Origin of the sequence: Streptomyces sp. enrichment culture (assembly GCF_964273255.1) — a bacterium.
In the GTDB taxonomy this organism is placed as follows: domain Bacteria; phylum Actinomycetota; class Actinomycetes; order Streptomycetales; family Streptomycetaceae; genus Streptomyces.
Map to the genome: position 1 here is coordinate 3,308,149 of NZ_OZ186835.1, position 22,719 is coordinate 3,330,867.

The following is a 22,719-nucleotide window of genomic DNA, read 5'->3' on the forward strand; positions in this document are numbered from 1 at the left end:
GAACAACAGCGCACGGCCGCGAACGCCAGCGGATCACCGCCGCGGGTGAGAGGCACCGCGGCCCAGGTCGGGTGTCCGCCCGACGCTGGTCGGAGGATGAGGCGCCGTCAGAGGGGCAGATGAAGTTGTCCGGGCCACTGCGTACTCGGCCGGCCTGTGCAACGACGTGCTGGGAGAGTCCTGTTGGCGGAGGGGGCCCGTCCGGGGCTGGGCCGGCCGCCACGGGAACCGGTCGGCTGCGGTGCCGCACGCTCGCCGGTCAGTGGCCAGTCCCCGGAGTCGATGTCGCCGGCCGGGCTGCCGTTGCCCCCACCGCCGTTCGGGCCGCTGCGACGAAGGCTGCGATGGCCGGGTGGGTGCCGCCGCCGGCGCGGAAGGCGACCTTCGAGCGGCGGTAGAGGGGGAGTTGGGTCAGGACCACGCCCTCGGGGGGCTGTGCGGTGGCCATCTCGGGGACGAAGCCGGCGCCCTGTCCGTGGGCGGCCAGGGCCAGGACGGTGCGGAAGTCGTTGACCTGGTGGCGGATGTGCGGCTGGAAGCCGGCCGCCTGGCAGGCCCGTACGGCCATGGCGTGGCCGGTGGTGCCGTCCCGGGCCGTGATCCACGGGGTCGTGGCCCAGGGGCCGAGCAGGTCGGCGAGTGTGTTGCCGCGGGCGGTGGCGCCTCCTGCGGGAGCGGAATCGGGAGCGGAATCGGGGGCGGCGGGCGCGGTGGGCGCGGTGGGCGTGGTGTCGCTGCCGGTGGGGGTTCCGGTGTCGCTGCCAGTGGGACGGGTGGCGGCCGTGGCCAGGTACACGGGTTCCTCCAGCAGGGGGACCTGGTCGACCGTGGTGTCGGGGGCCGCCGGCACGAAGTCGTAGTCGTGGACGAGGGCCACGTCGAGCTCGCCGGCGCGCAGGCCGTCGGAGACCCGCGCCGAGTCGATCTCCTGCACCATCGGCTCCAGGGCGGGGTGCTGCCGGGCCAGTTCGGCCAGCGTGGCGGGGACGATCGCCGGGCCGCCCGAGGGGAAGGTGCCGATGCGCAGGGGGCCGCCGATGCCCTCGCGTGCGCCGGCCAGTTCGGAGACGGCCAGTTCGAGGCGTTCGAGGACGGCGTCGGCGTGGGTGACGAGGGTGCGCCCCGCGGGGGTGAGCGTCACCCGCCTGCCGCTGCGCTCCAGCAGGGGGACGCCCGCCTCCCGCTCCAGCACGCTGAGCTGCTGGGAGACGGCCGAGGCGGTGAAGGTCAGGGCTTCGGCGACGGCCGCGATGGTGCCCCGGCGGTGCAGTTCGCGCAGCAGGCGGAGGCGTCGGAGATCGAGCATAAGCTGAGCTTACGCAAGAGGGAAGAAACGTGAACTGGATCTACCGGGTGTGGTCGACCAAGGTGGAGGCATGAAGCCCGATGTGAGCCTCAGCGGCCTGTTCGTCCCCCTGGTCACCCCGTTCACCGACGACCTGCGTCTCGCCCCGGACGCCCTGGCCCGCCTCGCCGACGAGGCGCTGACGGCCGGCGGGGCTCGCGGCCTCGTTGCCCTGGGTACGACGGCGGAGGCAGCGACGCTGACCGCCGAGGAGCGGCAGACCGTGGTCCGCGTCTGCGCGGCGGCCTGCCGGACGCACGGGGCCCCGCTGATCGTCGGCGTCGGCACGAACGACACCCATGCCGCGCTGGCCACGGTGCGGGAGCTGGCCGGGCGGGGCGACGTCACCGCGGCGCTGGTGCCCGCGCCGCCCTACACCCGGCCGGGCGAGGCGGGGACTCTGGCGCACTTCACGGCGCTCGCCGAGCACGGCGGGCTGCCGCTGGTGGTCTACGACATCCCGTACCGGACAGGTCAGCCGATCGGTACCGGCCTGATGAACGCCCTCAGGCGCCTGCCGCAGGTCGTCGGGGTCAAGTACGCGACCGGTGCGATCGACGCGGCGGCGATGGAACTGCTCGGCTCGCCGACCCCCGGCTTCGCGGTGCTCGGCGGTGACGACGCCGTCATCTCCCCGTTGCTCGCGGCCGGTGCCGACGGCGGCATCCTGGCGTCGGCCAACATCCGCACCGGCGACTACGCCGAGCTCATCTCGCTGTGGCGGCGCGACGCCGCCGGACCGGCGCGCCGGCTGGGAGCCGAGCTGGCCCGGATGTCCGCCGCGCTGTTCGCCGAACCGAACCCGACCGTGATCAAGGGCGTGCTGCACGCCCAGGGCCGCATTCCCAGCCCCGCCGTCCGGCTGCCCCTGCTGGCTGCCTCCGCCGAGTCGGTCCGGCGAGCGGTGGACCTGGCCGCCGTCCGCATGGGGGGCACCGCTCACGGGGCCGCGGCAGCCTGAACCAGGAGACCCCGTGCCGACACGGGATCGAGTCCTCTCCTCGCCCGCGGCGCCCCGCGTGCTCTGCATCGCCGGTCCGCCGGAACCTACGCGGGCGGGACTCCCCGGTTGACGTCGACGTCGTCGAAGAGGGCGAGCATCCGGGCGAGGACGCGCAGGCAGGCGTCGACGTCCTCGGCGGTGAGGTCGCCGCCCACCCCGCGGAGCACGGCGTGTTCCCGGGCGTGCACCGCCTCGATGGCGGCCGTGCCGGTCGCGGTGAGCCGGATCAGCCGGGACCTGCGGTGGGCGGGGTTGGGCGCCGTGTCCACGAGGTCCTGTGCCGCCGCGTCGTTGACCATGCGCTGCACGAACTGCCGGCTCAGGTCCTGGGCGCGCCCCAGCTGGGGCACCGTCATCGGGCCGTGCTTGTACAGCAGGTCGAGCACCGCCCGCACCCCCACCGACAGCCCCTCCAGCGGTGCGGTCAGTTCCACCTTGCGGTGCACCCGCCGGTACAGCGGGCCCACCAGGTCGAACACCTCGGTCAGCCGCCCGGCCAGCTGGTCCGGCGGCAAGGGGGCGGAAGGCGGTACGGGGGCCGGCCCGGTGCCGGACGGGGAGGGACTGTCGGGTGTCGTCACCGCTCCAGGATGACACCTTGGTTGCCATAGCCTCCCCGACATGACACCTTGGTTGTCATGTCGGAATCCACGGACACACCCGCGACGCTGTCCTTCCGGTCGGCCGACGGCCCGCTCGCCTACGTCGAACAGGGCAGCGGACCGCCTCTGGTCTTCCTGCACGGCGGCTTCGTCGACCACACCATGTGGGACGCCCAGATCCCCGTGTTCGCCCGCGGCTACCGGGTGATCGCGCCCGACGCACGCGGGCACGGGGCGTCCGCCAACGCGACACGGCCGTTCCGGTCCGCCGACGATCTCGCCGCGCTGCTGCGTCATCTGGACGCCACGCCCGCGATCCTCGTCGGACTGTCCATGGGCGGCGCGATCGCCGTCGACACCGTGCTGGAGCACCCGGAGGTGGTCCGGGCGGTGGTGGTGAGCGGCGTGGGCACCAGTGAGCCGGTGTTCGAGGATCCGTGGACCCTCGACGCGTTCGCCGCGCAGCAACGGGCACTGGCCGCCGGTGACGTCGAGGGGTGGCTCGCCGCCTTCGCCCGGTTCACCGTGGGGCCCCGGCGGACAGCCGACGACGTCGATCCGGACGTGATCCGCCGACTGCGCGACATGGCGCTGCGGACCCTCTCCAAGCACACCGCGGAGGAGCCGAACCACCTCGTTCCGGTCCGGAACACCTGGGAGCGCGCCCGGGACATCCGCGTCCCGGTCTTCGCGGTCAACGGCGAGGCGGACTCGCCGGATCACCTGCGGATGGCCGAACGCCTGGTGAACGGGGTCCCCGGAGGCCGTGTCACGACGGTCGGCGGCGGCCACTACCCCAACATGGAGGATCCGCAGGGATTCAACGCCGCGTTGACTGCGTTCCTGGACTACCTGGGCTCCTCCGACTCCCTGGGCTCCGACTCCCTGGGCTCCTTGGACTCCCTGGGCTCCTTGGATCCCCCGGATTCCTCGGAGTCCGCGGGTTCCTGAGGTTCTTCTGGGTTCCAGGGATTCCCTCGGTTCCCCAGGACGGCGGGGCCGCGACCGGGAGGCAGGCGGTCGAGAATCAGGGCCACCGCCGCCTCGGCGGACGCGGCCCGTGGAGGAGCGCGTGCCCGGCCCCGCGTCCGCGGCGTGAACCGGACGACAGGCCTACGTCCGGCCCGGGGTCTCGCCCGCAGCGTCGGGGCCGGCGGCGGTCGCAGCCGGGGCAGTGGGGCCGTCGGGCGGGGTCGCCGCCGGGGCCTCGGCCGGGGTCAGGTGGCGGAGGATGCGGGGCAGGTCGGCCGGGGCCGCCGTCAGGTGGACGGGGGCGCCCGCGTCGTCGAGTTCGGCGACGTGCCAGTCGTGGGGCACGGTCTCGCCGTCGCCGCCGCGGGCCCTGCGGACGGTCTTCACGGTGAGGCGGTGGACCGGGATGGGGCGCGCCGCGAAGCGGCCGGGCCCGGGGTGCGGGACGACGGCCGGGGGTTCACCGCCACCGACGACGACATGGGTGCCGAAGTGGTGGGGGTTGTAGTCGGTGGCCTCCAGGAAGCGGGCCCTGACGAACTCCTCCCGGCCGGCGTCCGACGTCACGGGGTCCCCGGGAGTACGGTTCCGGGCCCGGGCCCGGGTGGATCGCCACGCCCAGGCGAGGAGGGCCAGTGAGGCCAGGCCGCCCGCCCCGGCCCGGGCGAGCGCAGTGGGAGGGGTGATCGCCGCCGTGGTGCGGACGTAACTGAGCGGGAGGAGCCACACGGCCGTCACCAGCAGAGCGACGACGAACGGGGTGGCCGAAGGGAGCACCTCGTCGTCGGGACGGTGCCGGGCGCGCACGCGGAGGACGATCCGGGCGGCGGGGTAGCCGGCGGCCAGGGCGAGTGCGGCCGCGAGGACCGCGACATCGCCGCCGCCGGTCACATGGCTCTGCCACACGTGGCGCTCGCCGGCGACCTTCATCACCGTGCCGCGCCACAGCGTCAGTTCGACCCGGTCCCCGGCCCGGAACTCCTCGGCGGCCGTCTCCGACACCCTGATCCGGTCCGTCGGCCGGTCATCGGCGAAATAGAGATGGCTGCCCTTCCGGGGGTGGTTGGGGTCGGTGCGCTCGATGCGGGCGGTGAGCGTGTGCAGGCAGTCGTCGCCGTCGCGGGGCGCGCCCGCGGAGGCCGGGCAGGGAGCGGCCGACCGCCAGTCGGCGTGGTGCGACCGGGCCTGCGGCACGGCCCACCCCGCCACTCCGGCCCCCGCCAGCAGCAGGACGCAGAAGAAGAGGGAGCCGGCCCAGTTGCGGCCCGCGGTGCGGTGGGAGAGGACGGGCAGGTGGTCGGAACCGGGCGTGCCGTGACGGCGGTGCAGGGCGCGGAGGGCTTCCAGGGTGTCGTCGAAGTACGGGTCGTGCTCCGTCACCCCGATCGGGAGGGGGAGGACCCGCTTGCGGCCGTCCTGGTGGACGAGGACGGTGCGCCGCACGTCCTGTATGCGGGGGGTGTTGGCGTACTTCAGGCGGACCTGCAGGTCGGCCACGTCGCTCCACGGGACGGTCCGGCCCCGCAACACGCTGCCGATGTACAGGCCGTGGGCGTCGGCGCGGACCTGACCGGTGGCCCGGTGCAGCGCCGTCACGGCCCCTGCCGCGCAGAGCAGCGCCGCGACCAGCCACGGGACGACGACGGTGGCGGTGACCACCGCCAGGACCATGGCCGCCACGGCCCCGGCCGCCCCCAGGCCGGCCAGGAACCAGGACGTACCCGCCCAGCGCGAACGGCAGACGACTCCTTCGGACCCACTCATGCGCCGATTTTGTCAGGGGCCTGTCGATCGGTACCGGAGTGCGGTACGGCAGTGTTCCGGCCCGCGGAATTGCCGTGGTGACCACAGGAACGGGCGGTCGGGAGGGGAGGCCGGCGACGAGGCGGGCGGCACGACGGAGAGGAGAGGACGCGGGAGGGGCGCGGGAAGGGAGCAGGAGAACCCCGGGGCCGGGGCCGGGGCGGGGGGCGGGGAGGTACGCAGCGGGTCATCCGGACGCCCAGGACGCCCAGAACACCCAATGCAGCGGGACAGCGGGGGTACCCAGAACAGCCGTGCACCCGGGACGTCCGTCCGGAATACCGGAGGTGCCACACCCGAGGTGCCGGACACGTGAGGTGCCGGACACCCGAGGTGCCGGGCATCCCGGGGTACTCGGAGGCGGACTCGGTGTCGGCATGCCGGGAGGTCCGGGGCGGCGTCCCGTCCCGGCCGGGGGACTGCCGACGGACACGCCCCCGCGCGACTGCTTCGGCGCCTTCACGGTGTCCACAGCCGTGGCAGTGGCAGCATCGGGGTACGGGCAAGGGCGAGCGAAGGAGCGGTCAGATGATCATTTTCGGCACCAAGGGATACCTCTACCAGCTCGCGATACTGACGCTGGTGTGCGGGCAGTGCGGCAACCCCTCCGCGCACACGCTCAGGAAGCGGGTCACGAAGTTCAGCCTGTTCTTCGTCCCGCTGTTCCCCGTCTCGACGAAGTACGCGACCCAGTGCACGTTCTGCGGGGCCGAGCAGCGGGTCTCCGCCGAGCAGGCGGAGCAGTTGCAGGCGCAGGCGCTCAACGGCGGCCAGGGCGGGCCGGGCGGTCCGGGTGGACAGGGCTACGGGCAGCCGCAGCAGCAGCGCTACCAGGGCTGATCCCGCCGCACCACCCTTGGGCGCCACAGCCGCACGGGGCGCGCCACGCCGGACGTCGGGTGTGGAGCACCGTTGGCCGACGGCGGATCGCCGAGCGGAACTGCCAGGTCAACGGCTGCCCGGTCAATCACTGCCGGTCAACGGCTGCCCCGTCAATCACTGCAGGTCAACGGCTGCCCGGTGAACGGCTGCCCGGTCGCGACGGCCGGTCACAGCGGCGTCGCCGCGCGCAGCAGGGAGAAGAGGATCAGGGCCGCGTTGGCGGAGGACATCGCCGACAGCGCGGTCCCGGCGGCTGCGCCCCAGGTGGCCAGGCCCGCGGAGGTGAACGTCGCCGGCCAGCGGGCCGGGGCCGGGGGCGGTGCCAGCAGGGCGGCCACCCGGCGGGGTACCGGACCGGGGGCGGCGAACGCCGGCAGCGGTGGGGCCGGCGTGGACGCGAGGGCCGCTTTGCCGATGGCGGTGGCGACGGTACGCCGGCTGCCGACGCGCTGGGCGGCCACCTCGTCGGCCCAGCGTTCGGTCGTGTAGGACACCGCGGTCTGCAAGGGGCGCAGGAACGGGTTGGCCCGCGCCGCCAGCCGCACGGCCAGCAGGAGCCGGTGGTGGCCGTCGGACAGATGGGCCCGCTCGTGCGCGAACAGGGCACGGCGCTCGGCCGGGGTGAGACGGTCCAGCAGTTCGGTGGTGACCACCACCCGGCCGCGGCGCCGCCCGGTGCCCGGCAGCGCGTACGCGTACGGGGTGCCGTCGGGAAGCACCGCCACCTCGGTGTCCGGCAGCCCGGCCAGGGCACGGTGGGCACGGCGGCGGGTGCGGACGTGCCGCCAGAGGGTCTGCGTGCAGGCCAGCAGCACGGCGCAGAGGGCGGGGATGGCCGCCTTCCCCACGACCTCGTCGTAGGGGACCGCCGCCCGCACCTCCGGGTCCGACCAGCCGTCGGGCAGCGGGTTGCCGGGCAGTTGCGCCGTGCCGACGACCATCACCAGCGCGAGGCAGACCGTGCTGCACACCGCCATGACCGCCGCGACCCCGGTCAGCATGCGGGTCGCGGTGCGCGGATGCAGATGCTGTTCGGCCAGGCGCGCGATCGGCCACGCGGTCAGCGGCAGCACGAGCGGCAGGAAGACGAACACCCCCATGAGGTTTCAGTCTTCCCCGTCGCTCCGCGGCTGACCCAGCAGTTCGCGCAGCAGCCGCTCGTCGTCCGGAGCGAGTCCGGTGACGAAGCTGGCCAGGACGGCCTCCCGGTCGCTCTCGGCGTCCAGCACCTTGCGCATCTTGTGCGCGGCGAGCCCGGCGTGGTCCGAGGCGGGCGTCCAGACGAACGACCGGCCGGCCCGCTCCCGGGTGACCGCGCCCTTCGCCAGCAGCCTGGTCAGGATCGTGATGACGGTGGTGTACGCGAGGTCCTCGCCGAGTCGCTGCTGCACCCAGCCCGCCGTCGCCGGGCCCTCCGCCTCCCGCAGGGCCGACAGCACCAGCGACTCCAGTTCGCCCTGCCCCCGCCGCCGGGGACGCTGCCCGTGCTCCGACACGGCCTGTCTCCCTTCCGCCGCTTTCCGTTCTCCCGGCGGACATCGTATAGATGAGCGGACGCCGTCAAATTATCTACATTGCTGTAGATTCTACGGGTCCCCGCGGCCACCCCGCCGCTCCCGCGCGACCGACCCCGCATCCCCGCACCGGCAGCCGTCCGGCACCGGCCCACGAGAGGAACGGACCCCCATGTTCGGACTGAGCGAGCTCGCGATCATCCTCATCGTCCTCATCGCCGTCCTCGCCGCGAAGAAGCTGCCGGACCTGGCCCGTTCCGCCGGCAAGTCGGCCCACATCCTCAAGGCCGAGGCCCGCGCCATCAAGGAGGCCGAGAACGCCGGGAAGGCCACGGGCGCCGGGAGGGGCGAGGGCAGCGGAGAAGCCCCTGCGCCCCGGGTGATCCGGGGTGAGGCCGTGGCACGGGACACCACCGGCGGTGGCGGCGAGAACGGCGGGCAGCGGGCCTGATCCTCCCGCCACCGTCCACCCGCCACCCGCACCGGAGGCCGTCGGGGTCCCCGGCTCACTGCCGGGTCTCCGGCTCTGTGCCGGGTCTCCGACTCACTGCCGGGACTCCGGCTCACTGCCGCTCGCGGGCGGGATCAGCCGTTCCAGGCGTCGTCGTACGGGTCGGCCGGCGGCTGCACCGGACGGGAGGCGGTGACCTCCACGTACGGGACCGGGCCGTCGTTGACGGGGTCCTTGGTCCGGCGGGGCGTGTAGGTGCCGGTGATCTCCAGCCAGCTGTCCGGGCGGAGCACCGGCGGGACGTTCCCGGTGAGCGCGATCTTGACCGGCTGGGCGTCGGCGGCGCAGCAGTTGAGGGTCATGCGGACCAGGTGGGGAGCGCCGTCACGGTCCAGGGTCACGAAACCGGTGATGCGCAGCGGGCGGTCGCGCAGGTGACGCCCGTCGTCGTAGACGGCGCGGGCCGCGTACTCGCCCACGCTGAGCCGGAGCGGGCCCCGGCCCTCGGGGACGTCCGGGAAGCCGAAGGGCTTCTGCAGGGCGGTGCCGGTGTGCGCGGCGGTGTACGAACCGAGGGCGGGCGGGGCGACCAGGATCAGGGCGACGAGCGGGAGCGCCAGCAGCCAGACCACACGGGGCTCTCGGTGGTGTCGCGCCGTGCCGACGGCCGGTTCGTCCGGCCGGCCGGGGACCGGCGCGTCGTCCCGTGCGCCCGGAGGTCGTGACTCCGCATCGTCCGGTGCCGGGTCACGGCGTGCCAGGTCACGGGGTGCCGGGTCCTCCCGGGGTGCCGGGTCATCCGGTTCCGGGTCACGGGGTGCACCGTTGCCGTCCTGCGGGTCTTCGCCCGGGGTCGTCGGACGGCTCCCCGGCCGGGTGCGGCGGCGCTCGTACCGGAGGGTGGCCGCCGCCGTCGCGATCAGTACGGCACCGGCCAGCAGGAGCAGCGGGCGCAGACCCGCCTTGACGTAGCGCAGGTGCAGGTCGGTGAGGCCCGCGTGCAGCACGGTCGCGCCGAGCAGGAACAACAGGGCCGCCTGCGCGTGGCCGTTGAGGTCGGCGAGACTGCGGGACGTGGCGGCGTTCCGGGCCGGGCCCGCGTTCCGCCCGTCGTTCCGGTCCGTCACAGCAACACCACTCCCGTCAGGACCGAGGCGAGCACCGCGAGGGCGAAGGTCGCCGGGGCGAAACGCAGCGCGAAGGCACGGCCGAAGGTGCCCGCCTGCATGGCGAACAGCTTGAGGTCGATCATCGGGCCGACGACCAGGAAGGTCAGCCGGGCCGTCAGCGAGAACTGGGTCAGCGACGCCGCCACGAACGCGTCCGCCTCCGAGCAGATCGACAGCAGGACGGCCAGCGCGGCCAGCGCCAGCACCGACAGCACCGGATTGTCGGCCGCCGCCCTCAGCCACTCGGCGGGCACCACGGCCTTCAGGGTCGCCGCCGCCATCGCGCCGATGACCAGGAACCCGCCCGCGTGCATCACGTCGTGCCGCACCGAACCCCAGAAGGCCGCCCCTCTGCCGAGCCCTTCGAAGGCCGAACGGGCGGGCGGGCGCAGCCAGTCGGTGCGGCTGAGGCGGTGCCACAGCCAGCCCATCGCGCACGCGACGAAGAGGCTCGCCACGAACCGGGCGAGGACCATCTCGGGGTTGCCGGGGAAGGCGACGGCGGTCGCCGTGAGGACGATCGGGTTGATCGCCGGCGCGGACAACAGGAACGCCAGGGCCGCCGCCGGTGCCACTCCCCTGCGCACCAGCGCGCCCGCCACCGGTACGGACGCGCACTCGCAGCCGGGCAGCACCGCTCCGGCGGCACCCGCGACCGGCACCGCCAGGGCGGGGCGCTCCGGCAGGGCCCGGGCGAAGAAGGACGGCGGGACGAACACCGCGATCGCCGCGGACAGCAGGACGCCCAGGACGAGGAAGGGCAGCGCCTGGAGCATCACCGCCACGAACACCGTCATCCAGCTCTGCATCACCGGGGCGGCCAGCGCACCACGGATCGCGTCCTGGAACAGCAGGGCCGTCAGCAGGGTCAGGGTGAGCAGGAGCGGGGCGTTGAGGTGGCGGGACTCGTCGGCATCCGGTGTTCGCGCGGCCCGGTCCGGTTCGCCGGCCTCCTCCTCGGACGGTACGGCGGGGGCGGGGCGGCGGCCGGGAGCCGAGGCCTCCGAGGTCTCCGAGGCCTCCTCGGGGTCCGCGGACCCCCGGGACCGCACGGACCCTGCGGGTCGTACGGACTCCGCGGGTCGCACGGCGTCCGCAAGCGGTACGGACTCCGCGGGTCGTACGGACTTCACGGGCTCCGGGGATCCCGCGTCACGGGACTCGCCGGAGTCCCGCGATGCTGACTCGGTGAGGGCCACGGCCGGGTACCTCCGGTGCGCACGCCGGTTGTCGGGAGACGGATGAGCAGAAGGACAGACGACAGATGGAGAAGGCGGAACAGACGGAAAAGGCGGAAGACGGAACAGGCGGAACGGGTGGAGCAGGTGGACCGGCGGACAGGCCGAGCGGGCGGACAGGCGGGACAGACGGACGGGCGGACGCGAAACCGGGGCGCCTGGCCGGGTTCCGGTGCGCTCGGGGTGCACGGGACCGCGGGCGCCGCACCCGCTTCCCCCTGGGGTACGCGACGCGGGGCCGTCCCGTTCAGCCGGGCACCGGCACACCCGACGTGATCATGTCTGGAACCGGTCGTCGGAATGAGGCAGTCTCATCCCCTGTGGTGAGCCTTCCGAATCAGGCCCTGCCGGGCGATCCCTCAGCGCACATGGTGGTCTGCGGCGACGACGGGCTGGCCCACCGCCTCGCCGCCGAACTGCGGGGCGTGTACGGCGAACAGGTCACCCTCGTCGTCCCGCCGTCGGAGACGCAGGCCCGGCAGCCGGTCGTCGGGCGGGCGCGCGCGGCCTCGGCGGCCCTGCTGGACCGGGTCGTCGCCACCGTCAACCGCAGCGCCAGCGCGGGCAACGCGGGCGGCTCCGACCCCGGCTCCCACGAGCGCGAGGTGGAGGCCGCCGAACCCACCGAGAGCGTGCTCGCCGGGGCCGGCGTGGACCGGGCCGCCGCGCTGGCCCTGGTGTACGACGACGACGAGACCAACATCCGGGCCGCCCTCACCGCCCGCCGCCTCAATCCGCGGCTGCGGCTCGTGCTGCGCCTGTACAACCGGCGGCTCGGCCGTCACATCGAGGAACTCCTGGACCAGGCCGCCGAGTTGGCGCTCGGGAACCAGACCCACGGGCGGCCCGGCAGGCTCGACGACAACTCCACCACCGTGCTCTCCGACGCCGACACCACCGCACCCGCGCTGGTCGCCACCGCACTCGTCGGCACCAGCAAGGTCGTCGACGCGGACGGCCTGCTGCTGCGCGCGGTGGAGCGGCATCCGCCGGCGGCGGGCGAGGTGGCCGATCCGGGGCTGTGCACGCTGGCGCTGCTGTCCGCGACCAGTAACGATCCGGCCGGTGCGGAAGGTTCGGAGGACAGCGGCGAGCAGGGGCCTCAACTCCTGCCCGACAGCGACGCGGTGTCGGCGGCCACGGGACGCGGCACGGTGGTGCTGGAACAGGTCTCCTACTCCGGCCCGCCGCTGCCGCCGGTACGGGCGCGGGTGCCTCCCTTCGCCTCGCTGTTCTCCCGGCGGCTGCGCTGGTCCCTCGCCGGTCTCGTCGCGGCCACCGTCGCCCTCGCCGTCGCCCTGACCCTGGTGACCGAGGACAACGCGCTGCACGCCACCTACGTCACCCTGCTCGACCTCTTCGCGATCAACGAGCCCGCCCACAACGCCCCCATGGGCCGGCAGATACTGCAACTGCTGTCCGGGCTCGTCGGGTTACTGCTGCTGCCGGTGCTGCTGGCCGCCGTCCTCGAAGCACTGGGACTGTTCCGCAGCGCCTCCTCCCTCCGCAAGCCGCCCCGCGGACTGAGCGGCCACCTGGTCCTGCTCGGGCTCGGCAAGATCGGCACCCGGGTGCTGACCCGGCTGCGCGAACTGCACATCCCGGTGGTGTGCGTGGAGGCGGACCCCGAGGCCCGGGGCATGGCGACGGCGCGGCGGCTGAGGGTGCCGGTGGTGCTCGGGGACGTCACCGAGGAGGGCGTGCTGGAGGCCGCGAAGATCCACCGGGCGGACGCCCTGCTCGCGCTGACCAGCGTGGACACCACCAACCTCGAGGCCACCCTGTACGCGCGCTCCCTGCGGCCCGACCTGCGGACGGTCCTGCGGCTGTACGACGACGACTTCGCGCAGGCCGTGTACCGCACCCTGCGGGCCGCGCACCCCGACGCCGTGACGCGCAGTCGCAGCGTGTCCCACCTGGCGGCGCCCGCGTTCGCGGGGGCGATGATGGGCCGGCAGATCCTCGGTGCCATCCCGGTGGAGCGGCGGGTGCTGCTGTTCGCGGCGATCGAGGTGGGCGGGCACCCGCAATTGGAGGGGAAGACGGTCGGGGAGGCGTTCCGGGCCGGCGCCTGGCGGGTGCTGGCCCTGGACACGGCGTCCACCGAGGGTGCCACCGGGACCGGACCCGGTGCGGGAGCCGCGACGGGCGCGGGCCCGGGGCAGCCCTCCGGAACACCCGCCGTCCGCAATTCGGGGCTGGTGTGGGACCTGCCCGACACCTATGTGCTCCGGCGCGAGGACCGGGTCGTCCTGGCGGCCACCCGGCGGGGCCTCGCCGAACTGCTCGGACGCCGGGGCCGGGAGCGGAGGGGCACCCCGGGCGGACGCTGAGACCGCCCAGACCGCCGAGACCGCCCAGACCGCCGAGATCGCCTCAGGGCTCCGACAGGCCGCCGGGGCCGACGCCCGTGCCGCGACGGCGCCGAAATCGACGCCCGCCCCGGCGACGGCGCTGAGATCGATGCGCGCCCCGCGAGAACGCCGGGACCGCCCCCACCGGCGTCCTCCCCGCGAGGACGCCGGGCCGACGCCCCTCCCGGCAGGTCGCCGAGACCGGCGCAGGCCCGGCCGCCGGGAGCGGCCCTGCCCGGGAAAGGCCCCCGCGCCCGGGACGCCCCGGCCGGGATGCGTTCCGGCCGGGACCGTCGACCAGGGGCGGTCGGCCGGGGGCGGCGAGAAGGGCGAGAGGGCAGCCGGCCCGTGCCGGGCTCGCGCTTCCCCGGCCCTCCCCCTCCCCCGGCTCCGCTTCCCCCTCAGCGGCCGATGTGGCGCTCCGCGAAGTCCAGCTCCAGCCGGACCTGCTTGATCCGTTCGTCCACCACCAGGGAGCCGTGGCCCGCCTCGTAGCGGTACACCTCGTGGGTCGCCCCGCGGGCCTCCAGGCGCTTGACGTAGTTCTCGATCTGGCGGATCGGGCAGCGCGGGTCGTTGACGCCGGCGGAGATATAGACGGGGGCCTTGACCTCGTCGACGTACGTGATCGGCGAGGACACCTCGAAGCGGTCCGGAACCTCCTCGGGGGTGCCGCCGAACAGCGTGCGGTCCATCGCCTTCAACGCCTCCATCTCGTCGTGGTACGCCGTGACGTAGTCCGCGACCGGGACCGCCGCGATGCCCAGCGCCCAGGCGTCGGGCTGGGTGCCCAGGCCGAGCAGCGTGAGGTAGCCGCCCCAGGAGCCGCCGGTGAGGATCAGCCGGGCGGGGTCCGCGAGGCCCGAGGTGATCGCCCACTCGCGCACGGCGGCGATGTCCTCCAGCTCGATGAGCCCCACCCGGTGCTTCAACGCGTCGGTCCAGGCGCGTCCGTACCCGGTCGAACCCCGGTAGTTGACCCGGACCACCGCGTAGCCGTGGTCGATCCAGGCGGCGGGGCCGGCCGCGAAGGAGTCGCTGTCGTGCCAGGTCGGGCCGCCGTGGATGTCGAAGACGGTGGGAAGCGGACCGGTCGCTCCCTCAGGCCGCTGCACCAGCGCGTGGATGCGGCCGCCCGGGCCCTCCACCCACACGTCCTCCACCGGCACCGAACCGGGCGACTTCATGCCCGGCGGGTCCAGCACGACCCCGCCCGTCGTGGACCGGACGACCGGCGGTTCGGCCGCCGACGACCACAGGTACTCCACGCTGCCGTCGGGACGGACCGTGGCGCCCGACACCCCGCCGCGCGGGGTGGGGATCTTCTCCAGCCGGCGCTCGGTCAGGTCGTACCGGAACAGCTCGCCGCGCGCCTCGAAGCCGTGCGCGATGAGCAGGCCCGAGCCGTCGGGGTACCACTCGGCGCTGACGTCGCCGGGGAGGTCCAGCGCGAGGTCGCTCTCCTCCCCCGTCGCCACGTCCCACACCAGGGGCTCCCACCGGCCGCGCCGCTGGTGGCCGATGAGCAGCCGGGTGTCACCGGCGACGGGGGCGAAGCCCAGTACGTCCAGGCCCAGCTCGCGGGTGCCGCCCTCGGTGTCGTCGAGCTCCGCGACCTTGCTGCCGTCGGGCCGCACCACGCGGAGCGCGGAGTGCATCGCGTCGCCGTGCTCGGTGTGCTCCACGGCGATCAGCGAACCGTCGTGGGAGAGGTCGCCGACGCCCGCCGACTCGCGGTGCCGGTAGATCTCCACCGGCTGTTCACCGGCGCGCACCAGGTGGATGGTGGTGCCGTCCTCGTCCGTGGAGCGGCCCACGACCGCCGTGCGGCCGTCCCGGCCCAGGGCGAGGCCCGCGGGGTAGGAGGGGTCCAGGCCGGGCGTCGCGAGCTCGTCCTCCCCGCCCTCGAAACGCTGGCGGCGCCAGACGCCGAACTCGTCGCCGTCCTTGTCGTCGAACCACCAGATCCACTGACCGTCCGGCGAGAGCACGCCGTCCGTCGTGCCGTTGGGCCGGTGGGTCACCTGTCGTTGCTCGCCGGTCTTCCGGTCCCAGGCGTACAACTCGTACGTCCCCGTCGCGTTCGACACGAACAGGGAACGGTCGGGTGCGTCCTCCGCCCAGTCGGGGAGGGAGACCCGGGGCGCCCGGAAGCGCTTCTCCCAGGCAGGCATGTCCTCGCCCCGTTGCACACGCTCGGTCTGGTCCGCTCGATTCCGCGCGTCGGACCCGTTGCTCTCAGTCATGGATCCATACTGCCCGTCCCGGCGGTCATCGTGCTCCCGAGGTCCCCAGCCTGTGGAAAACTCCGACCGGAACGTTCACCGGATTCCCCCGGGCCAGCCGCCGTCCACGGCCCGGGACGGCCTGCGAAGGCCATGGTCAGTGGCGGGGTGCACAGTTCTCGCGATGACGGCATGACCGATCTGCGAGGGAACGTCCAGCGGTTCCGGGCCGCCGCCGAGGCCCGGGACCGGGCCGGGTGCGCCACCGCGCCGGCCGAGGACGTCGTCTGCACGCTCCCCCGGACGCGGGAGCGGATCAGCGGCCGGGAGCGCTACGTCCGCTTCCACCGGCAATACCCGGGCGACCGGCACCTGCGGGTCGAGCGGCTCGTCGCCGAGGGGGACCAGGGGTCACCTGGTCGCGGTTCACGGCCGGGGGCGAGGAGATGCCCGCTTTCTCCTTCTTCACCGGGGACGACACGGGCCGCATATCCGCGATCACCGAGTTCCGGCCGGAACCCTACGACCCGCCGGCGGGCCGCGAGCACCTGACCGAGCGCTACGGGAGACAGGGGTGGGTGACGGGAGGCGGGGCTGAGTGAGGGCTGAGTGACGGGACCCGCGCCAGGCCGGCTCCGTACCCGCCTGCCGCCCGGCCCGTCCCCCTGCCGCCCGGCCCTCCTCCGGCCCGCGACCGGGTGCGGCGGTGGTCCACCCCGCGCACGGGGACGGGCCGCGAGCCCCGTACCGTTGGGGGCGTGTACCGGTTTCTGCTGACGCCCCGATGGTGGGGGATCAACGTCTTCGTGCTGCTCTCCATCCCCTTCTGCATCTACATGGGCTCGTGGCAGCTGGGCCGGTTCGAGGACCGGGTGGAGAGCCATGACGACGCCCGCCGGCAGGCCGAGTCCGCGCAGCGCGAGGCCGCCGAGCCGGTGGACGCGCTGCTGCCGGTGACCAAGGCGACCTCCGGCAGGCAGGCCACCGCGAGCGGGGAGTACGCCGAGCAGTTGCTCGTGCCCGAACGGGACCTGGACGGCAGGAACGGCTCCTACGTGCTGACGCTGCTGCGCACCGACTCCGGCAAGGTCCTGCCCGTCGTGCGGGGATGGCTGCCCGGGTCGCCCGACCCGGCCTCGGTGCCCGCGCCGCCGTCCGGCGAGGTCACCGTGACCGGCGCGCTCCAGGCGTCCGAGACGCCCGGCAGCAACGGCGTCCCCACGCTCGGCGGCCTGCCCGAGGGCCGGACGGGCGCGATCAGTGCGGCTTCCCTGGTGAACCTGGTGCCGTACGACGTGTACGACGCCTGGATCACACTCAACCGCGGGGACTCCGGGATGAAGGCGGTGCCGGCGGCCGCGCCGAGCGGCACCGGGCTGGACCTCAAGGCGTTCCAGAACCTCGGCTACACCGCCGAATGGTTCGCCTTCGTGGGCTTCGTGATCTTCATGTGGTTCCGCCTGCTGCGCCGGGAGGCGGAGTTCGCCCGGGACGCGGAACTGGGCCTCCTGCCCGACGAGAACGGAAGCGGGGCCGGGGTCGAGGCCGGGGCCGGGGCCGGGGTCGAAACCGGCGGCACGCCCGGCAGCGAGACCGAGGGCCGGGACGGGGACCAGGACGCGGAACAGGACGCGGAAAAGGTGCGGGAACGGGAGCAGGAGGCCGGGCGCCCCAGCCCTTCCGGTGTCTGACGGCCGTCCGGGGAATGTGACGACCCGCCCACCGTGACCCGCCCGGCCGCTGACCGACTCGACCGGCCGCTGACCGACCCGACCGATCGGTGACCGCCCCTGGCCACCGCCCGTCGACCTCCCCCTGAACCGCCCGCTGCCGCCGACCGCGGGTCCGACCGCCGGTCCGGCTGCCGTCGGAGGCCGACAGGGGCGCCCCATGGGGTCGTCAAGGGCAGCCCGGGGCCGCCGGGGCGCCGTCGGGCCCCGGCGTGCCGCGCCCTCACCGGCCTCCTACGAGGCTGTCAGCACGCCCGTCCAGTAGACGGTGCCCGCGCAGGCATTGGCCACCGTCGCGCTGCTCCCGCCGGCCCCGGTCGCCGCCGTGTACGTCACCGTCACGCTGCCCTCGCCGGTGCCGTCCGCCCGCAGTGTCTGCGGGGCCGTGCCGCCGTCGCCGCCCGTGGTGGCCCCGGTGGTGCCGGTGCCCGAGGTGGGCGTCGGGTCGGGTGCGGGTTCGCCGGTTCCGCCGCCGGTGCCCCCGCCGGTCGTCGGACAGGTCTCGCTCGGCACCCAGGCGAACTTCACCTCGTAGGCCGTGCCCGGCTTGAGCACCAGCCCCGAAGCGGCCTCCAGCGACGGGTCGGGCAGGCCGGCCGCGGCGTCTCCCGCCGCGTGCCGCATCGTGCCCACCTTGGCCGGGTCGGCCGCGCCCTGCGTGGTGACGCCGATGGTGCCGGGAGCGCCGACCGTGCAGGTGTCGCCCGAGACGTTGGTGACCCGGAACGAGCCGTAGACGGCGCCCGAGGAGTCGGGTGCCGCGGTGCTCGACGCGGCCGGGCCGAGCTGGGCGGCGGTGCAGGCGGGCGCGCCCGCCTCGGCGCTGGACGAGGGGCCGGCGCCTTCCGTGGCGCCGGCGCCGGTGTTGTCGCCGGTGCCCTCGTCCTCGCCCTTCCGGCCGTCCCCGCCGGTACCGGGAACCTCGTCGGCGTAACCGCCCGCGGTGCTCGCGTCGCTGTCGGGGCCCCTGCCCTGGCTGGTGCCGCCCTGGGCCTGCGAGGCGTGGCCGACGGCGGAGGGGTTGGCACCGGAGCCCGAGGTGGTGGAGACGTGGACGACGGCGGGGACGGCGGTGCCGACGAACAGGGCGGCGGCCGCCATGCCGACCAGCGCCTGCCGTTTGCGGGCCCGGCGGGCCGGCACGGCCCGGCGCAGGTGCTCCAGCGTGCCGTCGCTCGGCTCCACCTCGCGCACCGCCTGGTGCAGCAGGGCGCGCAGGGCGCGTTCGTCCGGATCGAGGTCCTCGGGGCCCCGGTCTGCGGGGGCGGCGGGGTCGTGATGCACCGTTCGGTTCCTGGCGTGCGGGGAGGTCGGGTCCTGGCCGCCCGGCCCGGCCGGGGCACGCAGCGGCACGGCCACGTCGTCCGGTGACGACGGCTCCTCCGCCGTGGGGTCTGCCGGGTCCGTGGGAGCGGCCGGGTCCGCCGACGCGGACGAGGCGGCCCTGCGGTCCGCGGGTGCCAGGTCCGTGGCTCCGGCGGTGGTCCCCGCTGCGTCAACGGCTTCGGCGGCTTCGGGCACGGGGCCCGACGCGGGCTCGGAAGGCTCGGAAGGCTCGGAAGGCTCGTCGACCTGCGCGGGCTCGGAGGGCTCGCCTGCCTGTACGGCCTCAGCGGACCGTGAGCGCTCACCGGACTGCGCGGCCCCAGCGGGCCGTGAGGAATCGGCGGTCCGTGAAGGCTCGGAGGTCCGTGAAGGCTCGGAGGGCCGTGAGGAATCAGCAGTGCGTGAAGGCTCGGAGGGCCGTGAGGGCTCGGCGTCCGTCACGTCCGCGGCCTCCTGCCCGGGAGACCGCTCCGTACGGGCGGACGGCTCCGGGTGGTCGGGCTGCTCGGCGCGGGCGGGGTCCTCCGCCGGAGCCGCCCGGTCGGGCACGCCGCCCCGGCGGTCGTCGTGCGCCCCTGAACCGTTGCTCATGCCGGCGCCTCCATGGCCACCCGCAGCGCCGCGATGCCGCGCGAGCCGTACGCCTTCACGGAGCCCAGCGATATGCCGAGCGACTCGGCGACCTGGGCCTCCGTCATGTCGGCGAAGTAGCGCAGCACCAGCACCTCGCGCTGGCGGCGCTGCAGGCCCTTCATCGCCTGGATGAGGGAGTCGCGCTCCAGCTGGTCGTAGGCGCCCTCCTCCGCGCTGGCCATGTCGGGCATCGGCTTGGACAGCAGCTTCAGGCCCAGGATGCGGCGGCGCAGCGCCGAGCGGGAGAGGTTGACGACGGTCTGGCGCAGGTAGGCCAGGGTCTTCTCGGGGTCACGGACGCGTTTGCGGGCCGAGTGGACGCGGATGAACGCCTCCTGGACGACGTCCTCGCAGGAGGCGGTGTCGTCGAGGAGGAGCGCGGCGAGGCCCAGCAGGGAACGGTAGTGGGCGCGGTAGGTCTCGGTGAGATGGTCGACGGTGGTACCGGCCGCGACGGCGTCGTCGGTGCCGTCGCGCTGATCGGGTATGCGGACCGGCCGCGCTGCGGGCATGGGCGCGATCACCGGCATGCCACCGGGCACACCGGCCATGCGCGGTCGGAGAGCCTGGCGGGGGGAACGGGGACGGAGTGCCGCCGCACCGCGCGCCGCTGTGAAGTCGAGTACCTCAGCCACGCCAGTTGGACACGCTTCCCCCCGGGAGGGTTGTACGCGCCGGGCATCACGTTTGCGCCGGCCGCCGTGGCGGGGTGTGGCGCGGTGGGCGGCGGGGAGGCCCGCACGGCGGATCCCGCCGCGGCTGCCACCGCCTCGGCTCTGCCGGCGCGACCCCACGCGTCCGACCACGCGCTCCATGACCTCATGCGTCCCGCTCTTCCCCTGTGTGCCATATGAACGGGCGTCCCCACGCCCGGTTCCAGACGTCCCCACGTCTGCAGGACCCCGCCCTCACGCACCGGAAAGGGTGACCGCAAAGACGCTCCCCGCCCGCCGCACGGTTGCGGCGGGCGGGGAGGTGAATCCTGGGTTCCATCCTCGGCTGACGGACCGGCCGGTTCAAGTGCTCCGGATCATCAACCCGGGCCATTTGTCCGGGACAGATCCTACAAACGAAACCTTCCGGGCACCGGGGGTTTCACGTACCGTCAGCTCTCGGACGCGACCAGCTCGGCGATCTGTGCCGTGTTGAGCGCGGCCCCCTTGCGCAGGTTGTCGCCGCAGACGAACAGTTCGAGCGCGGTGGGATCGTCCAGGGCGCGGCGGACCCGCCCGACCCACGTCGGGTCGGTGCCGACGACGTCCGCCGGCGTGGGGAACTCGCCGGCGGCCGGGTTGTCGAAGAGCACCACGCCGGGCGCGGTCGCGAGGATCTCGCGGGCCCGGTCCACGGTGACCTCGTCCTCGAAACGGGCGTGCACGGTGAGGGAGTGCGTGGTGACGACGGGGACCCGTACGCAGGTCACGGCGACCGGCAGCCGGGGCAGACCGAGGATCTTGCGGGACTCGTCGCGGACCTTCATCTCCTCCGACGACCAGCCGTCCTCCCGGAGCGACCCGGCCCACGGCACGACGTTCAGCGCGACCGGTTCCGGGAACGGCCCGGTGTTGTCCCCGACGGCCCGGCGCACGTCGCCGGGGTGGGTGCCCAGCTCCGTGCCCGCGACCAGGGACAGTTGCTCGCGCAGGGTCCGCACGCCCGCGTGCCCGGCACCGGAGACCGCCTGGTAGGAGGAGGCCACCAGTTCCCGCAGCCCGAACTCGGCGTGCAGCGCGCCCAGCGCGACGATCATCGACAGGGTGGTGCAGTTGGGGTTGGCGATGATGCCGCGCGGCCGCATCCGGGCGGCGTGCGCGTTGACCTCGGGGACGACCAGCGGCACCTCGGGGTCCATGCGGAAGGCGCCGGAGTTGTCGATCACCACCGCGCCCCGGGCGGCGGCGAGCGGCGCCCACTGGGCGGACACCTCGTCGGGGACGTCGAACAGGGCGATGTCGACGCCGTCGAAGGCCTCCTCGGCGAGTGCGACGACCTCGACCTCCTCGCCGCGCACGGCCAGCTTGCGGCCGGCCGAGCGCGGGGAGGCGATCAGTCGGATCTCGCCCCAGATGTCGGCCCGCTGGGACAGGATCTGGAGCAGGACCGTGCCGACGGCGCCGGTGGCCCCGACGACCGCCAGCGTCGGCCGCCCGGAGCGGCCGGACCCTGTGGTGGCGGCCATCAGCGGCCGGTGCCTCCGTAGACGACGGCCTCGTCGCTGTCGGAGTCCAGCCCGAAGGCGGAGTGCACGGCGCGCACGGCCTCGTCCACGTCGTCCTTGCGGGTGACGACCGAGATGCGGATCTCGGAGGTCGAGATCAGCTCGATGTTCACCCCGGCGTCGCTGAGCGCGGTGAAGAAGTCGGCCGTGACGCCCGGGTTGGTCTTCATGCCCGCGCCGACCAGGGAGATCTTGCCGATCTGGTCGTCGTAGCGCAGGGACTCGAAGCCGATGGCGCCCTTGTTGCGCTCCAGGGCTTCGATGGCCTTGTGGCCCTCGCTCTCGGGGAGCGTGAAGGAGATGTCCGTCAGGCCCGTGGACGCGGCGGACACGTTCTGCACAACCATGTCGATGTTGATCTCGGCGTCGGCGATCGTGCGGAAGATCGAGGCCGCCTCGCCCGGCTTGTCCGGCACACCGACGACCGTGACCTTGGCCTCGGAGGTGTCGTGCGCGACACCGGAGATGAGAGCCTGCTCCACCTTCTTGTCCCCTTGCTTGATCGGCTCGCTGCTGACCCACGTGCCCTGCAGTCCGCTGAACGACGAGCGGACGTGGATCGGAATGTTGTACCGGCGGGCGTACTCCACGCAGCGGTGGAGCAGCACCTTGGAACCGGAGGCCGCCAGTTCGAGCATGTCCTCGAACGAGATCCAGTCGATCTTCTTGGCCTTGGTCACCACGCGCGGGTCGGCGGTGAACACGCCGTCCACGTCGGTGTAGATCTCGCACACCTCGGCGTCGAGCGCCGCGGCCAGCGCGACGGCGGTGGTGTCGGAGCCGCCCCGGCCGAGCGTGGTGATGTTCTTGCCCTGCTGGCTGACGCCCTGGAACCCGGCGACGATGGCGATGTTGCCCTCGTCCACCGAGGCCTGGATGCGGCCCGGCGTGACATCGATGATGCGGGCTTTGTTGTGGACGGAGTCGGTGATGACACCCGCCTGGCTGCCGGTGAAGCTCTGGGCGTTGTGGCCCAGGTTCTTGATCGCCATGGCCAGCAGGGCCATGGAGATCCGCTCTCCGGCGGTCAGCAGCATGTCGAGCTCGCGTCCGGCAGGAAGGGGGGATACCTGCTCGGCGAGATCGATCAACTCGTCCGTCGTGTCGCCCATCGCGGAAACCACGACGACCACCTGGTGGCCGTTCTGCTTGGCTTCCACGACCCTCTTGGCGACGCGCTTGATGCCTTCGGCATCGGCTACGGAGGAGCCTCCGTACTTCTGCACGACAAGGCCCACGTGCGCTCCTCGCTCA

The 22,719-nt window shown here is 74.0% G+C and carries 19 protein-coding genes; 7 read left to right on the forward strand and 12 right to left on the reverse strand.

The features are described from left to right. Window positions 1-259: 259 nt before the first annotated feature. Window positions 260-1,306, reverse strand: coding sequence for a LysR family transcriptional regulator (locus tag ACSU53_RS14160; protein ID WP_437027798.1), 1,047 nt, complete (start codon window positions 1,304-1,306; stop codon window positions 260-262). Window positions 1,307-1,376: 70 nt separating this feature from the next. Here ACSU53_RS14160 and ACSU53_RS14165 point away from each other — a divergent pair, with 70 nt between their 5' ends. Then, entirely contained in the window at window positions 1,377-2,306 is a 930-nt protein-coding gene (locus ACSU53_RS14165) for a dihydrodipicolinate synthase family protein (protein ID WP_437027800.1), read from the forward strand. An 86-nt stretch (window positions 2,307-2,392) separates the two neighbouring features. Here ACSU53_RS14165 and ACSU53_RS14170 read toward each other — a convergent pair whose 3' ends face one another. Further along, a complete protein-coding gene (locus tag ACSU53_RS14170) occupies window positions 2,393-2,863 on the reverse strand; it encodes a MarR family winged helix-turn-helix transcriptional regulator (protein ID WP_437033199.1) in 471 nt (156 codons plus the stop codon). Window positions 2,864-2,986: 123 nt separating this feature from the next. Here ACSU53_RS14170 and ACSU53_RS14175 point away from each other — a divergent pair, with 123 nt between their 5' ends. Next, on the forward strand, window positions 2,987-3,901 hold the full coding sequence (locus ACSU53_RS14175) for an alpha/beta fold hydrolase (protein WP_437027801.1): 915 nt from the start codon (window positions 2,987-2,989) through the stop codon (window positions 3,899-3,901). Between the two features lie 162 nt (window positions 3,902-4,063). Here the strand turns inward: ACSU53_RS14175 and ACSU53_RS14180 are convergent, their stop codons facing one another. Continuing rightward, window positions 4,064-5,686: a PH domain-containing protein gene (locus ACSU53_RS14180; protein WP_437027803.1), complete on the reverse strand. Its 1,623-nt coding sequence runs from the start codon at window positions 5,684-5,686 to the stop codon at window positions 4,064-4,066. Between the two features lie 567 nt (window positions 5,687-6,253). On the opposite strand from ACSU53_RS14180, the gene ACSU53_RS14185 reads away from it, so the two are divergent. Then, the gene (locus tag ACSU53_RS14185) at window positions 6,254-6,565 is read left to right on the forward strand and encodes a zinc-ribbon domain-containing protein (protein WP_437027805.1); all 312 of its coding nucleotides are present in this window, start codon (window positions 6,254-6,256) and stop codon (window positions 6,563-6,565) included. A 209-nt stretch (window positions 6,566-6,774) separates the two neighbouring features. Here ACSU53_RS14185 and ACSU53_RS14190 read toward each other — a convergent pair whose 3' ends face one another. Together ACSU53_RS14190 and ACSU53_RS14195 are read right to left on the reverse strand one after the other, a co-directional pair. Next, a complete protein-coding gene (locus ACSU53_RS14190; RefSeq protein ID WP_437027806.1) occupies window positions 6,775-7,707 on the reverse strand; it encodes a M56 family metallopeptidase in 933 nt (310 codons plus the stop codon). Between the two features lie 6 nt (window positions 7,708-7,713). Continuing rightward, window positions 7,714-8,103 carry a BlaI/MecI/CopY family transcriptional regulator gene (locus tag ACSU53_RS14195; protein WP_437027808.1) on the reverse strand — a complete coding sequence of 130 codons (390 nt, stop codon included), beginning with the start codon at window positions 8,101-8,103 and terminating at the stop codon, window positions 7,714-7,716. A gap of 190 nt (window positions 8,104-8,293) precedes the next feature. On the opposite strand from ACSU53_RS14195, the gene ACSU53_RS14200 reads away from it, so the two are divergent. Then, window positions 8,294-8,572, forward strand: coding sequence for a twin-arginine translocase TatA/TatE family subunit (locus ACSU53_RS14200; RefSeq protein WP_437027809.1), 279 nt, complete (start codon window positions 8,294-8,296; stop codon window positions 8,570-8,572). Window positions 8,573-8,706: 134 nt separating this feature from the next. Here ACSU53_RS14200 and ACSU53_RS14205 read toward each other — a convergent pair whose 3' ends face one another. Both ACSU53_RS14205 and ACSU53_RS14210 read right to left on the reverse strand, forming a co-directional pair. Then, window positions 8,707-9,603, reverse strand: coding sequence for a TIGR03943 family putative permease subunit (locus ACSU53_RS14205; RefSeq protein WP_437033201.1), 897 nt, complete (start codon window positions 9,601-9,603; stop codon window positions 8,707-8,709). Between the two features lie 92 nt (window positions 9,604-9,695). Further along, window positions 9,696-10,793, reverse strand: a complete 1,098-nt coding sequence (locus ACSU53_RS14210; RefSeq protein WP_437027811.1) for a permease — start codon at window positions 10,791-10,793, stop codon at window positions 9,696-9,698. Between the two features lie 554 nt (window positions 10,794-11,347). Between ACSU53_RS14210 and ACSU53_RS14215 the strand changes: the two genes are divergently transcribed. Continuing rightward, window positions 11,348-13,312: an NAD-binding protein gene (locus tag ACSU53_RS14215; RefSeq protein ID WP_437033203.1), complete on the forward strand. Its 1,965-nt coding sequence runs from the start codon at window positions 11,348-11,350 to the stop codon at window positions 13,310-13,312. A gap of 422 nt (window positions 13,313-13,734) precedes the next feature. Here ACSU53_RS14215 and ACSU53_RS14220 read toward each other — a convergent pair whose 3' ends face one another. After that, window positions 13,735-15,579, reverse strand: a complete 1,845-nt coding sequence (locus ACSU53_RS14220) for a prolyl oligopeptidase family serine peptidase (protein ID WP_437027812.1) — start codon at window positions 15,577-15,579, stop codon at window positions 13,735-13,737. Between the two features lie 425 nt (window positions 15,580-16,004). On the opposite strand from ACSU53_RS14220, the gene ACSU53_RS14225 reads away from it, so the two are divergent. Both ACSU53_RS14225 and ACSU53_RS14230 read left to right on the forward strand, forming a co-directional pair. Continuing rightward, window positions 16,005-16,160: a hypothetical protein gene (locus tag ACSU53_RS14225; protein WP_437027814.1), complete on the forward strand. Its 156-nt coding sequence runs from the start codon at window positions 16,005-16,007 to the stop codon at window positions 16,158-16,160. 156 nt (window positions 16,161-16,316) lie between these two features. Then, window positions 16,317-17,249, forward strand: a complete 933-nt coding sequence (locus ACSU53_RS14230) for an SURF1 family protein (protein ID WP_437027815.1) — start codon at window positions 16,317-16,319, stop codon at window positions 17,247-17,249. 273 nt (window positions 17,250-17,522) lie between these two features. Here the strand turns inward: ACSU53_RS14230 and ACSU53_RS14235 are convergent, their stop codons facing one another. The 4 genes from ACSU53_RS14235 to ACSU53_RS14250 form a co-directional block, all read right to left on the reverse strand. Then, the gene (locus tag ACSU53_RS14235) at window positions 17,523-18,572 is read right to left on the reverse strand and encodes a hypothetical protein (protein WP_437027817.1); all 1,050 of its coding nucleotides are present in this window, start codon (window positions 18,570-18,572) and stop codon (window positions 17,523-17,525) included. Between the two features lie 629 nt (window positions 18,573-19,201). Then, a complete protein-coding gene (locus ACSU53_RS14240; protein ID WP_362098649.1) occupies window positions 19,202-19,777 on the reverse strand; it encodes a SigE family RNA polymerase sigma factor in 576 nt (191 codons plus the stop codon). 575 nt (window positions 19,778-20,352) lie between these two features. Further along, window positions 20,353-21,426: an aspartate-semialdehyde dehydrogenase gene (locus tag ACSU53_RS14245; RefSeq protein ID WP_437027819.1), complete on the reverse strand. Its 1,074-nt coding sequence runs from the start codon at window positions 21,424-21,426 to the stop codon at window positions 20,353-20,355. Further along, window positions 21,426-22,703: an aspartate kinase gene (locus ACSU53_RS14250; RefSeq protein ID WP_432054574.1), complete on the reverse strand. Its 1,278-nt coding sequence runs from the start codon at window positions 22,701-22,703 to the stop codon at window positions 21,426-21,428. Before ACSU53_RS14250 ends, ACSU53_RS14245 begins: the two co-directional genes overlap by 1 nt. Between the last annotated feature and the right edge of the window lie 16 nt (window positions 22,704-22,719).